The organism is Paenibacillus sp. FSL H3-0302, assembly GCF_037982245.1.
Classification (GTDB): domain Bacteria; phylum Bacillota; class Bacilli; order Paenibacillales; family Paenibacillaceae; genus Paenibacillus_AQ; species Paenibacillus_AQ odorifer.
This window is the reverse complement of record NZ_CP150284.1, coordinates 6,411,088-6,424,308: the sequence shown is the minus strand read 5'-3', so window position 1 is coordinate 6,424,308 and position 13,221 is coordinate 6,411,088. Positions and strand designations below refer to the sequence as shown.

Sequence of the window (13,221 nt, the reverse complement as noted above, 5' to 3'; positions counted from 1 at the left end):
CAAATAATATGAGCGAGATTGAGTTATTTACCACCTTGGAGGGTGGAAGCATCACTTCACCTAAGGGTTTTAAGTCCGGAGGATTGCATTGTGGATTAAAAAAAACAGATCGCAACGATCTCGGAGTGATTCTGTGTGAAGTTCCGGCAACGGCTGCGGCCGTGTATACGACGAATGTTTTTCAGGCGGCTCCGCTGAAAGTGACTCGGGAAAGCCTTTCGAACGGAGTATTGCAGGCGGTTATCGTGAACAGCGGGAATGCCAATGCCTGCACAGGCGAACAAGGTGAAGCAGATGCTTATGAGATGCGCGCTGCTGCGGCTCAGCATTTAGGTGTGGCCGTTAATGATGTGGCTGTTGCTTCGACTGGAGTTATCGGTGAACTGTTGAAGATGGACTGCGTACGTAGCGGAATTACTGCAATACCAGAGAAGCTGGACGGAGGAGCTATTGGCGCGGAGGAATTCTGCCAAGCTATACTTACCACTGATTTAGTTAAAAAAGAGATCGCCGTGAAGGTGCTCGTTGGCGGTGTAGAAGTTACAATTGCCGGAGCTGCAAAGGGCTCAGGGATGATCCATCCTAACATGGCTACCATGCTTGGCTTTATGACCACGGATGCTGATATTGCAGCGGAGGATTTACTTAGTCTTTTAAGTTCAGCTACGAATGTTACTTTTAATATGATTACAGTCGATGGAGATACTAGCACCAATGATATGTTAGTGTCGATGGCGAGTGGGCTTGCCGGTAATGAGAAGCTGACACGACTGCATCCGGATTGGGACGCTTTTGCTGCTGGATTCACGTATGTCTGCCAGACGCTTGCCAAAGCGATTGCTCGTGATGGCGAAGGTGCAACTCACCTGATTGAGGTTCAAGTGAATGGTGCTGTTCATGATGAGGCGGCGGCAGCGATTGCCAAAACAGTGGTTGGTTCTAGTCTAGTGAAATCTGCTATTTTTGGAGCGGATGCGAACTGGGGACGGATTATTGCTGCGGTTGGACGCGCGGGTGTTCCGGTATCGCCGGAGCATGTGAACATTTCGTTAGGGGATATTGAGGTGCTTTTGCACTCGAAGCCAGTTGCTTTTGACGAGGAAAAGGCTTTGGCCTATTTGCAAAAAAGTGAAACTGTGCTGATCACTGTAGATCTGCATGATGGAAGCGGAAAAGCAACGGCTTGGGGCTGTGACCTAACTTACGATTATGTGCGTATTAACGCCGCATATCGCACTTGATTTATGGCGTGTTAAGCCCATAAGGGAAGGATATCGATTATATGACGCTAAATAGCGAGCTTGAACTTATAGATGCTTTAGATGGTAGTGGATTGTTTGTAATGAAATGCGGCGGCAGTACGCTTGCGGCTCTACCTGAATCTTTTTTTGAGGATTTGCGAGATTTGCAGGAGGAGGGCATTCAGCCAGTAATTGTTCATGGTGGAGGGCCAGCCATTTCCGAGAATCTAGCGAAACTGGGCATTGAAAGCAGCTTTGTGAATGGCCTGCGAGTAACCACCGAGGAAGTACTAGATGTTGTAGAGATGACGCTGGCAGGAAGTATAAACAAGGCGATTGTCCGGCGAATTCAAGGGAGCGGTGGTCTAGCTCTGGGGCTTTCGGGCATCGATGGCAATATGATTATTGCTAAACCAGTGGCGAACAGCGCCGAAGTAGGTTTGGTAGGAGAAGTAACGGAAGTTAAGGCTGAGATCATAACTGGTATTGTTGGGATGGGTTATATTCCTGTCATTGCACCTATCGGAGTAGATGCAGCAGGTCAGCGCTACAATATTAACGCAGATACGGCAGCAGGGGCAGTTGCTTCCTATGTGGAGTCTCCCAAAATGATTGTCGTCACAGATGTTCCAGGCATCATGAGTACAGTGGAAGGTGAAAAGATTGCGCTTCCCTCCGTTACTGTACAGGAAATCGAAGCCTTGATCGAAAGTGGGGAAATCTACGGTGGCATGATCCCCAAAGTGCGGGCAGCTATCGATTGCATTCAGGGCAGCGTATCAGAGGTTATCATTGTGGATGGAAAAGAACCGCGGGTGCTTAGTCGAGTCCTGCAAGGTGAAGCGATAGGTACACGTATTATTCGTTCGTAGAATCATAGATGAATACAAATTAGAGGCGCAGCCTGTTCACAGGAGCAGCCGATGGGAGAGTGACTTAGAATGAGCAAGCTTACACAAGCGGAGTTGGATTCGCAAGCAGGGGCACAGCAGACCGATACAGTAGGATCAGGTACACCGGATGTTGCAACAAGCAAGCTGAGTGCAGTGTTCCCTTCTTACGCCAGATATGATCTCAGCTTAGTTAAAGGCAAGGGCACCTGGGTATGGGATGATAAAGGCAATAAGTATCTGGATTTCACCAGTGGATTGGCTGTGACCAGTCTAGGTCATGCTCCTGAAAAAGTCGGCGCTAAGCTGAAGGATCAGATTGATACGCTCTGGCATGTCTCGAATCTGTTCCATATTCCGGGACAAGATAAAGTTGCCAACCTTCTGACAGAGAATAGCTGCGCTGATCAAGTGTTTTTCTGCAATAGCGGGGCAGAAGCGAATGAGGCTGCTATTAAGCTGGCCCGCCGTTACCATCAGAAGATTAAGGGTGTCGACCGTTATGAGGTTATCACATTCGAACAATCCTTCCATGGACGTACACTGGCCACACTAACAGCTACAGGCCAGCAAAAGGTGAAAGAAGGGTTCCTGCCGCTTCCAGCAGGTTTCAAGACCGTACCCTTGCATAATCTCCCAGCGTTAGAAGCTGCTATCGGAGATCATACAGCTGCTATCATGCTGGAGATGGTGCTTGCAGAGGGTGGCGTGCTTGAGGTAGAACCTGAGTTCTTGAACGCTGTAGTGGCCTTGTGTAAGAAACACGGATTGCTTCTGATTGTAGATGAGGTACAGACAGGTATGGGACGTACAGGCAAGCTGTTCGCTCATCAGCATTATGGAATTGAACCGGATATTTTCACCTTGGCTAAGGGGATAGCTAGCGGGTTCCCGGCAGGTTTAATGCTTGGCAAAGGGTATTTGCGTGAAGCCTTCTCAGCGGGCAGCCATGCGTCCACCTTCGGGGGAACACCGCTAGCAACAGCTGTTATGGCAGCGACGATTGAGACGATGCTGGAAGATGAGCTTCCACAGCGTGCCGAAGATATGGGTAAGTACCTGACAGATCTTTTGAAAGAGAAGCTGGCGGACTGTTCTTTTGTGAAGGATATCCGTGGTAAAGGGCTGTTGATCGGGATTGAATGTCAATCCCCAGTGGGCGATATTGTACTGGCTGGACAAAAGAAAGGCCTGTTGTTCGTGACAGCCGGTCCTAATGTCCTTCGTCTGCTGCCTAATCTATATGTAAGCAAAGAGGAGATCGACCAAGCGGTGGACATCCTATGCGAACTCATTCATACTTATGCTAAACAAGCAAACGGGGAGGTAAGCTCATGAGTCAGGGCGTACAGAGTAACAAGCACAACATTGCGCAGCAACTGAAAGGCCGTGATTTACTGGAGCTGAACGACTACAGCCCGGAGGAAATTACGTATCTGATTGATTCGGCGATTGAGCTGAAGAAGAAGCAGAAAAATGGCGAAGAATTTCAGCCGCTGAAGGGAAAGACGATTGGACTTATTTTTGAAAAATCCTCTACACGTACACGTGTGTCGTTTGAAGTTGGAATGTATCAGCTGGGAGGGCATGCCCTTTTCTTGAGCAAAAATGATATCCAGCTTGGACGCGGAGAAACTGTTGGAGATACAGCGCAAGTAATGTCGCGTTATCTCGATGGAATTATGATCCGTACCTTCGGTCATGACAAGGTTGAAGATCTCGCTCGTTATGCTTCTATTCCCGTAATCAACGGTCTTAGTGACCTGGCACATCCTTGCCAAGTGCTGGCGGATTATCAAACGATTTATGAGCACAAAGGAAAGCTCAAAGGCCTGAAGCTGGCTTACATCGGCGATGGCAACAATATGGCGCATTCCTTAATGATTGGCGGAGCTAAGCTGGGCGTGGACGTATCTATCGCCGGACCGGAAGGTTATGAGCCAGATGCAGCGGTTGTCGCAGAAGCTCGTGAGATCGCTAAAGAAACCGGAGCGAAGATTGTGGTCACTCGCAGCCCGCAAGAAGCTGTACAAGACGCTGACGTCATTTATACAGATGTATGGGCGAGTATGGGCTTCGAGGAGGAGCAAAAGGCACGTGAAGCGGCATTCAAGGACTATCAGGTTAATGAGGAGCTTGTAAAAGGCGCTAAGAGCGATTATCTCTTCCTGCACTGCCTGCCAGCCCACCGTGAGGAAGAGGTCAGCACAGGCGTGATTGACGGCCCTAACTCGGTGATCTTTGATCAGGCTGAGAACCGCCTGCATGCGCAAAAAGCTTTAATGGCTGCGTTGATGAGTTAAGGAATTTAAAAAAATATAAAATATAAATCACTATATAAATTGAATTAATGTTGGGCGAAGTTAGACTTTGGACGATGGAGTAATGGAGCGGAATTTTTGGAACTGTAGGAGCGTAGCGTTCGCCTTTATCATCAGATTTTATCCGCACAATGCGGTTTGAAATAAAAGAAATCTGATGATAACAGCGACCGGAAGTCCAAATATTCAGTGTAATTGCGATTTATCGTCAGAGTGCTGGCAAAGGCACGTTTATTTTAATTTATATAGCCCACACGAAAGGAAGTTGCCACACCATGGCTAAAGAAAAAATTGTACTCGCCTATTCCGGCGGATTGGATACATCTGTTATTTTAAAATGGCTTAAAGAAACTTATGACGCGGAGATCATTGCCTTCACTGCTGATATCGGCCAAAAGGAAGAGCTCGACGGTTTGGAGGAAAAAGCACTCGCTACCGGCGCATCGAAAGTATACATCGACGACCTGCGCGATGAGTTCGCTAGCGATTTCATCTACCCGATGTTCCAATCTGGCGCACTTTATGAAGGCCAATACTTGCTCGGAACTAGTATTGCTCGTCCATTGATCGCTAAGCGCATGGTAGATATCGCCATCGCTGAAGGCGCAACGGCTATCGCGCACGGCGCGACAGGCAAAGGGAACGACCAAGTCCGTTTCGAGCTTGGTGTAGCTGCATTGGCTCCGAACATTAAGGTGATTGCACCTTGGCGTCTAGAAGAGTTCCGCAATCAATTCCCAGGTCGTGCGGAAATGATCGCTTATGCGGAAGCTAATGATATTCCGGTACAAGCCTCTGCGGCGAAGCCGTATTCGATGGACCGTAACCTGCTGCACATCAGCTATGAGAGCGGCGTATTGGAAGATCCTTGGTTCGATCCAAGTGCACCAGAGAACAAAGGAATGTTCCTGCTGAGCAACGCTCCTGAGGATGCTCCGGATGAAGCGGAATATTTGGAGCTCGAATTCGTTAAGGGAGACTGTGTAGCCCTGAATGGTGAATCCTTATCCCCACTTCAAGTTATGGAGACACTGAATGAGCTAGGTGGTAAACACGGTATCGGGCGTGTGGATATGGTTGAGAACCGCTTTGTCGGCATGAAGAGCCGCGGCGTGTATGAGACTCCAGGTGGAACGATCCTCTTTGTCGCTCATCGCAAAATGGAATCCATCACGATGGACCGTGAAGTGATGAACCTGCGTGACAGCCTGATCACTCGTTACAGCACTTTGGTGTATAATGGTTTCTGGTTCGCTCCAGAGCGTATCGCACTGCAAGCTCTTGTAACACAGAGCCAACAAAATGTAACGGGTACTGTTCGTCTTAAACTGTACAAAGGCAACATCATCGGCGCTGGAGTGAAGAGCCCAGTCAGCCTGTACAATCCTGAGATTGCAACGATGGAAGCTGATCCTACACAAGCTTATGATCAAGGGGATGCCACTGGTTTTATCCACTTGAACGCATTGCGCCTTAAAGTTTCTACAGGTGTAAATGGAGCTTCTAAATAGTACGATAACATAAACTTAAACGGGCAACCCCGAAGGCCGTTCCTCCCGTCAGGATAGGAGCGGCCCTCTGGCGTCCAAGAGGAGGAAACTACAGGTGAGCAAGCTTTGGGGCGGACGGTTTACTAAAGGAACAAACAAGCTGGTAGAGGAATATACGGCTTCCATTGGCTTTGATAAGGCTTTGGCCAAAGAGGATGTACAAGGCAGTCTGGCGCATGTCACAATGCTGGGCAAATGCGGAATCCTTCCACAAGAAGATGTAGAGACGATTAAGCAAGGTCTGAACAAAGTATTGGACAAGGTCAATGCTGGAGAGGTTGTTTTCTCAGTATCGGATGAAGACATCCATATGAATATTGAAAAACATCTGATCGAGGAAATCGGTCCAGTTGGTGGTAAGCTGCACACAGGACGTAGTCGTAACGATCAAGTGGCGACGGACATGCACCTTTACTTACGTGGCCGTGTAGTTGAGCTGGTTAGTTTGCTGCATGAGCTGCAGGAAGCTTTGATCGAACAAGCAAAAGATAATGTGGAGACCATCATCCCTGGTTATACGCATTTGCAACGGGCACAGCCGATCCTGTTTGCTCATCACTTGCTGGCTTACGTATCGATGTTCCGCCGCGATGCAGAACGTCTGACGGACAGCTACAAACGGATCAACGTGCTGCCACTCGGAGCAGGAGCGCTTGCTGGAACGACCTTCCCGATTGACCGTCATTTTGTAGCGGAACAACTGGGTTTTGACAGTGTGTATGAGAACAGTCTGGATGCTGTCAGCGACCGCGATTTCATCGTGGAGTTCTTGGCAAATGCCTCCCTTATCATGACACATCTATCCAGACTCAGTGAGGAACTGGTGCTGTGGAGCAGCACGGAGTTCAGCTTTGTAGAACTGGATGATGCTTTCTGCACAGGCAGCAGCATTATGCCGCAGAAGAAGAACCCTGACGTACCAGAACTGGTACGGGGCAAAACAGGCCGCGTTTACGGCAACCTGATTGGCTTGCTGACGGTGCTGAAATCATTGCCACTGGCTTACAACAAGGATATGCAGGAAGACAAAGAAGGCATGTTCGATACGGTTACTACGCTGACTGGTGCACTGCAATTGTTCGCGCCGATGATCTCCACTATGAAGGTGAACAAAGGTCGTATGCGTGAAGCTGTGAACACGGATTTCTCGAATGCAACGGATATAGCCGACTTCTTGGTAGGTAAGGGGCTTCCTTTCCGCCAAGCGCATGAGGTAATTGGGAAAACGGTACTCTACTGCATCAACGAAGGCAAATTCTTGTTGGATTTGACGCTGGAAGAGTTCAAGCAATTCTCACCGCTTTTCGACGAGAATATCTATGCTGTTCTTCAACCGGAAGCTGTAGTTAACGCTCGTAACGTTTATGGCGGCACAGCCACCGTTCAGGTGAAGGCTGCAATTGAACGGGCAGAGCTGGCATTGCACGAAGCTAATGAATGGGTTGTACAACACGGAGACGCTATATTGTAAACCGTATCAATATCAAATCTCGCCTCAGACCTTTATAGGTATCAGGCGGGATTTTTTTTATTATCTAAATGAACTATGACTGGATTAGCAGTGTTCTTTACGGTTATCCTTAGGTTAGAGATAGGAGGGTTCGTAGGTATGAACAGAGAGCAAATCCTAGACGAGCTTAGATCGGAATTAAAAGTAGGCAATCATATTATTGGAGTAGCCACCGGTGCTGGTATAACGGCAAAGTATGCGAAGCAGGGTGGAGCTGATTTCATTCTGATGTTAAACTCGGGTAAATTTCGCCAGATGGGGAGGAGCTCTCTCGCTGGTATTTTACCATTTTGTAATAGCAATGATATGGTGATGGACTTTGCATCTAGAGAGATCATACCGTTGGTCAGAGATATCCCTATTATTTTTGGCCTCAATGCAACTGATCCGACCAAAGATATGGAATCCTATATAAGTGAAATAAAGAATAGAGGCTTTGCCGGCATTAATAATTACCCCACGGTGGGTTTAATAGATGGTCAATTTGGAGAAGCGCTCGAAGAAGAGGGGAATGGTTATCTACTTGAAGTAGAAGCCATAAGAATAGCCCATGAGAAGGATTTGTTTACCATTGCTTTTGTATTTGACGAAATCCAGGCAGCACAGATGATCGAGGCTGGAGCGGATATTATTTGTGCACATCTAGGTCTAACAGAAGGCGGGTTATTAGGCGCTAAAAAAGTATTCTCTCTGGAAGCTGCCAAGGCTAAAGCGGACAAGATATTTAATACATGCAATGAGCTAAAGCCAGATTTAATTAAGCTGGTTTACGGTGGTCCGGTGAAAACGCCAATTGATGTGCAATATATGTACAGCAATAATCAAAACTTGATGGGGTATATCGGGGGCTCTGCTTTTGAAAGAATTCCCTCGGAGAAGTCCATTACGAATATAACCAAAGCTTTTAAAGTGTCGGGGACGCTGGATGAAGATGATTTTATGGTCAAAATGTTAGACGGCATCACAAAGCACTATGATTATGTTGAATTTGTAAAAGAATACGTAGCTCAAAATTATAGGAATGAGATCTTGTTTGCAGATTTAGCTAAGGTGGCACATGTATCCCGAAGTTACTTGAGTAGTTTGTTCACCAAAAAAGTAGGCTGCAGCTTCCAAACGTATCTCGTGCAATTTCGGATGGATAAGGCGGCGGAAATATTACATAGAGACCCTATCCAGTTATCTGAGCTAGCGCCATTAGTTGGATACCAGGATTATGCGCAGTTTAGCAAAATGTTCAAGAAGTATAAAGGGTTCTCTCCAAAACAATATAAATCTAACATAAACACAAAAACATAAGACATAAAAGCGTTTTCATCCATAAATCAAAGAAGTATGATTAACTCATAAGTTGATCATGCTTTTTTTAATATAAGAAAGTATAAGTTTCACATTATACATTATCCTTATATTTCTTGTTGTAGATATTTGAAGAGGAGGTTGAAGAAATGAAGACGATTGCTATTGCCGGAACTTTTGACACCAAAGGTGAAGAATATCTCTACATTAAAAATTTACTGGAAAGCTTGGAGCTGGGTACATTTACAATTCATACAGGTGTGTTTGAGCCCACTTTTACACCGGATATCTCTAATAGAGAAGTAGCAGCAGCCGCGGGTGTAAGTATAGATGAGCTCGTTGCCAAAAAAGATAGAGCACTAGCAACAGAATTATTAGCCAAAGGTATGGAAAAATTAGTACCTGAATTATATAAGCAAGGCAAATTTGATGGAATTATCTCTTTTGGGGGCACTGGAGGCACTTCACTTGTAACACCGGGTATGCGGGCATTACCTATTGGTGTACCTAAAGTGATGGTTTCGACCGTAGCTTCAGGGAATACTGCTCCATATGTAGGCACTAGTGATATTGTCATGATGCCATCCGTAGTGGATGTTGCTGGACTAAACTCTATTTCAACAAAGATTTTTACCAATGCAGCTTTCGCCATCGCCGGTATGCTTAAATTTGAGAATAAACAAGTGATAGAGAAAAAACCATTAATAGCTACAACAATGTTTGGGGTAACAACCCCCTGTGTGACGGCAGCCCGTAACTATCTTGAAGCTAGAGGCTATGAAGTGCTTGTATTCCATGCAACAGGTGTAGGTGGCCAGTCCATGGAAGCGTTAATCGAGGCTGGTTTTATTGAAGGTGTATTGGATCTGACCACAACAGAATGGGCGGACGAAATTATTGGCGGCGTGCTGAATGCTGGACCTCATCGGTTAGAAGCTGCTGGTAAACATCATATTCCACAGGTTGTCTCGGTAGGCGCGCTTGATATGTGCAACTTTGGTCCTTATGATACGGTACCAGCGAAATTTGCTGGGCATAAGTTTTATAAACACAATCCAACAGTTACTCTGATGAGAACAACAGTAGAAGAAAATGAAGCTATCGGCAAAAAGCTTGTCGAGAAATTAAATATGGCCAAAGAGAAAACGGTGTTAATGCTGCCGCTTAAAGGGATATCCGGCATTGATGTTGCAGGGGAAGCTTTTTATGGGGTAGAGGAAGATCAAATGTTATTTGATACCTTAAGAAATGGTGTAAACAGAAATGTTGTCGAGGTTATCGAAATGGATTGTGCCATTAATGATATGGAGTTTGCAGAAGCAGCAGCGCAGAAGCTAATAGATCTCATGAGCAAATAAGGCTTTTATAAGATAAATAAATATTTAAATGGAGGCGCTACACATGAACAAAAATACAAGAACTGAAATCATGGCGAAGTTTAGAGAAGAAGTGGCAAATGGAAAGATTCTTTTAGGCGTGGGAGCCGGCACTGGAATTACTGCAAAAAGCAGCGAAGCTGGCGGAGCGGATATGCTGATTGTTTATAATTCAGGAAGATACAGAATGGCAGGCCGGGGATCACTGGCAGGGTTATTATCTTATGGGGATGCCAACCAAATTGTAGTCGAAATGGGCTCGGAAGTATTGCCTGTTGTTAAAAACACCCCTGTATTGGCAGGCGTATGCGGAACGGACCCTTTTAGAGTAATGGAAGTTTATTTAAAACAACTTAAGGAACAAGGTTTTAGCGGCGTGCAAAACTTCCCAACCGTAGGTTTGATCGATGGCGTGTTCAGACAGAATCTAGAAGAGACCGGCATGGGATATGGTTTAGAAGTAGATATGATTAGAGCTGCGCATGAATTGGATATGCTCACCACTCCTTATGTATTTGATCCTGAGCAAGCAAAAGCCATGGCAGAAGCAGGCGCAGATATTTTGGTGGCACATATGGGCTTGACTACCAAAGGTACAATTGGAGCTAAGACCGCTCTGACATTGGATGATTGTGTAGAAAGAATCGAAGCGATTATTAAAGCAGGGAAAGCAGTAAATCCAGATATTATGGTGATTTGTCACGGTGGACCGATTGCAGAGCCGGAAGATGCGGCGTACGTAATTGAACGGACAGAAGGCATAGACGGATTCTTTGGTGCATCGAGTATTGAAAGATTTGCTGCTGAAAAAGGAATCACAGAACAGACTGGATTATTTAAAAATATCACCAAACAAGCATAATTGCCTTCGGCGTCCTTATAATTAAAAAGAACCCTCCGAAGAGGGTAATCTGAGTAGAACAGATATTAAGATGCAGCTTATGGCTGCATCTTTTTGTTGTCTATTAGGTACAGCTAGTTACTTTTTAAAGGTAGCCATGCCAGCACATCGCGGATTTTGGCATCCCAGTATCCCCATTCATGTGTCCCCGGACCTTCTTCATAGGTTAAAGAAAGTGAGGTTGCCTGGCAGGCATCGCGGAATCTCAAGTTATCGGTATATAGGAAATCTTCTGTGCCACAGCATTGATACAAAGCTGGTTTTGGTCCCGTGGAGCGGTTCACTTCCTCAAGCAGCCAAAGAAGGTCTTCCGGCGTTCCGGCGGTATCTTCTTTTCCGAAGATCATTTCGTATTCTTTACTTTTAGTGGTAGCACCTTCCCCGTTCAAGAAATTATGCGCCATATCAAGTGCTCCAGACAAACTCGCTGCCGCTGCAAAAGACTCGGGTTTACGCAGTCCCAGCTTAATTGCTCCATAACCACCCATCGACAACCCGGCTACAAAATTCTCCTCGCGTTTATCGGAAAGCGGGAAAAATGAGCGCGCCAGCATCGGCAACTCCTCACTAATGAAGGTCCAATAACGGCCTCCCATCGCCATATCTGTGTAGAAACTGCGGTGCACATTCGGCATTACCACAGCTATCCCCATCTCCGCTACATACCGTTCTATGGAAGTCCGGCGCAGCCAGATCGAATCATCGTCAGACAAGCCATGCAGTAAATACAAAGTAGGGTGAAGATCACCTCTTGTTACATTACTCATCCCGATTTGTGTAGTTGTTTTTTGCGGCAAAATTACAGTCATTGAGGTATTCAAACCTAGTACTTCAGAATAAAATTTGCACTCTATTAAAGCCATTTCATTCATCTCCTCTCTTTCCAAATCATAGCATAGACCTAAAGTGAGAGATATTGTAGAAATATCTGAATTATAAGGGTTTTGAGGATTGCTGTAGCTGGATATGAGAGAATATAATGGAAGTAGAAAATTTAGGAAAAACGTGCAAATACGAAAAGTATTTTCATAGGCGAGAGGCGGAAAGTAGGATGAAACCGGGCCTAAAGCAGGAAAAAGGATTTACGTTAATCGAAGTTCTGGCCGCTATTGTAATTTTATCGATAGTTTCTCTGGTGCTTACGTCTTACTTTACTAACGCCATGAGTTACTCTAAATCGAACCAGAACAAAACGATTATGGTCAATCTGGCGCGGAACGCGCTGTTTTATGTGGAGAAGCAGGATTTTAAGGCGATGAAGGAATTTTTTATAAAGCAGAATCATGATGCGATAGAGGCGGCGAAATGCCAAAAGGATACGGATGATTCTCTGAAATGTGAGGATTACAAGGGGCTTGTTCAGGATACAGAAATCTTGAACCAGGTTTTGAATCCTGCAATAAATGGTGTGAACTATCAAATAGATATTAAATATCAGCGTGATCTACATAACCAAAGCTTGGAATCTAGTGATCCGGAGAAACAAAATATGGCAGTATATTTGTTACCTGTGTTGGTCAAAGTCAGCAGAGCGGATTCTTCTGGCGGACCTGAAAGTGAATCTGTTGTGGAGGGATATATTACCGATGAGAAAATTCGTTAATCTTCTTCGCAGAGAAGGCGGCTTTACCTTAGTGGAGCTAATTGTGGCACTATTGTTGTTTACAGTTGCAGCGGGAATTATTTCGGGGATAACAATGCTGGGCTTACGAAGCTATCATAAAATATCGATTGAAAACTCATTACGAGACGAAGGTGATTTGTTAATGTCGGCGATTATAACGGAGTTGTATACATTTGCTCCTGAGAAGGTCACTCCAACTATTCTCAAAAATGATGCAGGGACTATTATTGATAGCTACATTACGTTAGAACGTCAGGATGGAACTAAGTCTCAGATTCGTATTGTTAATGGTGCTCTTACAATAGCAAATCCTGATGTAGTCGATCCACCAGTAGATGCAAGAACTGAGACGATATCTAAATTAGAACAGGGTTCTGCTATAACTTTAGAGTGTCAGAATAGCATCCCTTGTGGTAGCGGCTTGATATCTATAGATTTATCGCTAGTTCAGAGCTACGACGGAAGGGATTACCCATTGGAGTTGAAAAGTAAATTCGGATTCTAGGAGG

Annotated in this window: 12 protein-coding genes; 11 read left to right on the top strand and 1 reads right to left on the bottom strand. The window is 45.5% G+C overall.

Going from position 1 to position 13,221, the window contains the following annotated elements; translation table 11 throughout:
• Nucleotides 1-8: 8 nt before the first annotated feature.
• From argJ to MHH50_RS28575, 9 genes are all read left to right on the top strand, one after another.
• Nucleotides 9-1,241 carry a bifunctional ornithine acetyltransferase/N-acetylglutamate synthase gene (gene argJ / locus MHH50_RS28615; RefSeq protein WP_339188734.1) on the top strand — a complete coding sequence of 411 codons (1,233 nt, stop codon included), beginning with the start codon at nt 9-11 and terminating at the stop codon, nt 1,239-1,241.
• A gap of 41 nt (nt 1,242-1,282) precedes the next feature.
• The gene (gene argB, locus MHH50_RS28610) at nt 1,283-2,113 is read left to right on the top strand and encodes an acetylglutamate kinase (protein ID WP_339188732.1); all 831 of its coding nucleotides are present in this window, start codon (nt 1,283-1,285) and stop codon (nt 2,111-2,113) included.
• 69 nt (nt 2,114-2,182) lie between these two features.
• Nucleotides 2,183-3,469 carry an aspartate aminotransferase family protein gene (locus tag MHH50_RS28605; RefSeq protein WP_340033760.1) on the top strand — a complete coding sequence of 429 codons (1,287 nt, stop codon included), beginning with the start codon at nt 2,183-2,185 and terminating at the stop codon, nt 3,467-3,469.
• Nucleotides 3,466-4,434 carry an ornithine carbamoyltransferase gene (gene argF / locus MHH50_RS28600; protein ID WP_076182119.1) on the top strand — a complete coding sequence of 323 codons (969 nt, stop codon included), beginning with the start codon at nt 3,466-3,468 and terminating at the stop codon, nt 4,432-4,434. The genes MHH50_RS28605 and argF overlap by 4 nt, the downstream gene beginning before the upstream one ends.
• Before the next feature lie 293 nt (nt 4,435-4,727).
• Nucleotides 4,728-5,963, top strand: coding sequence for an argininosuccinate synthase (locus MHH50_RS28595; RefSeq protein ID WP_076123861.1), 1,236 nt, complete (start codon nt 4,728-4,730; stop codon nt 5,961-5,963).
• Nucleotides 5,964-6,057: 94 nt separating this feature from the next.
• Nucleotides 6,058-7,473: an argininosuccinate lyase gene (gene argH, locus MHH50_RS28590; RefSeq protein ID WP_036678523.1), complete on the top strand. Its 1,416-nt coding sequence runs from the start codon at nt 6,058-6,060 to the stop codon at nt 7,471-7,473.
• 138 nt (nt 7,474-7,611) lie between these two features.
• Entirely contained in the window at nt 7,612-8,811 is a 1,200-nt protein-coding gene (locus tag MHH50_RS28585; protein ID WP_076303606.1) for a phosphoenolpyruvate hydrolase family protein, read from the top strand.
• A gap of 149 nt (nt 8,812-8,960) precedes the next feature.
• On the top strand, nt 8,961-10,169 hold the full coding sequence (locus MHH50_RS28580; RefSeq protein ID WP_076220518.1) for a Tm-1-like ATP-binding domain-containing protein: 1,209 nt from the start codon (nt 8,961-8,963) through the stop codon (nt 10,167-10,169).
• Between the two features lie 43 nt (nt 10,170-10,212).
• On the top strand, nt 10,213-11,049 hold the full coding sequence (locus tag MHH50_RS28575; RefSeq protein ID WP_038573568.1) for a phosphoenolpyruvate hydrolase family protein: 837 nt from the start codon (nt 10,213-10,215) through the stop codon (nt 11,047-11,049).
• A 113-nt stretch (nt 11,050-11,162) separates the two neighbouring features.
• On the opposite strand, the gene MHH50_RS28570 is transcribed toward MHH50_RS28575, so the two are convergent.
• The gene (locus tag MHH50_RS28570) at nt 11,163-11,951 is read right to left on the bottom strand and encodes an alpha/beta hydrolase family protein (protein ID WP_076123851.1); all 789 of its coding nucleotides are present in this window, start codon (nt 11,949-11,951) and stop codon (nt 11,163-11,165) included.
• Between the two features lie 188 nt (nt 11,952-12,139).
• Here MHH50_RS28570 and MHH50_RS28565 point away from each other — a divergent pair, with 188 nt between their 5' ends.
• Entirely contained in the window at nt 12,140-12,691 is a 552-nt protein-coding gene (locus MHH50_RS28565) for a type II secretion system protein (RefSeq protein ID WP_340033759.1), read from the top strand.
• Entirely contained in the window at nt 12,675-13,217 is a 543-nt protein-coding gene (locus MHH50_RS28560; RefSeq protein WP_340033758.1) for a prepilin-type N-terminal cleavage/methylation domain-containing protein, read from the top strand. The genes MHH50_RS28565 and MHH50_RS28560 overlap by 17 nt, the downstream gene beginning before the upstream one ends.
• Nucleotides 13,218-13,221 lie beyond the last annotated feature (4 nt).

Bases quoted from the DNA above. Each gene is read 5' to 3' on its own strand.
- argJ (WP_339188734.1), top strand. From the start codon at position 9: ATGAGCGAGATTGAGTTATTTACCACCTTGGAGGGTGGAAGCATCACT.
- argB (WP_339188732.1), top strand. From the start codon at position 1,283: ATGACGCTAAATAGCGAGCTTGAACTTATAGATGCTTTAGATGGTAGT.
- MHH50_RS28605 (WP_340033760.1), top strand. From the start codon at position 2,183: ATGAGCAAGCTTACACAAGCGGAGTTGGATTCGCAAGCAGGGGCACAG.
- argF (WP_076182119.1), top strand. From the start codon at position 3,466: ATGAGTCAGGGCGTACAGAGTAACAAGCACAACATTGCGCAGCAACTG.
- MHH50_RS28595 (WP_076123861.1), top strand. From the start codon at position 4,728: ATGGCTAAAGAAAAAATTGTACTCGCCTATTCCGGCGGATTGGATACA.
- MHH50_RS28585 (WP_076303606.1), top strand. From the start codon at position 7,612: ATGAACAGAGAGCAAATCCTAGACGAGCTTAGATCGGAATTAAAAGTA.
- MHH50_RS28580 (WP_076220518.1), top strand. From the start codon at position 8,961: ATGAAGACGATTGCTATTGCCGGAACTTTTGACACCAAAGGTGAAGAA.
- MHH50_RS28575 (WP_038573568.1), top strand. From the start codon at position 10,213: ATGAACAAAAATACAAGAACTGAAATCATGGCGAAGTTTAGAGAAGAA.
- MHH50_RS28570 (WP_076123851.1), bottom strand. From the start codon at position 11,951: ATGGCTTTAATAGAGTGCAAATTTTATTCTGAAGTACTAGGTTTGAAT.
- MHH50_RS28565 (WP_340033759.1), top strand. From the start codon at position 12,140: ATGAAACCGGGCCTAAAGCAGGAAAAAGGATTTACGTTAATCGAAGTT.
- MHH50_RS28560 (WP_340033758.1), top strand. From the start codon at position 12,675: ATGAGAAAATTCGTTAATCTTCTTCGCAGAGAAGGCGGCTTTACCTTA.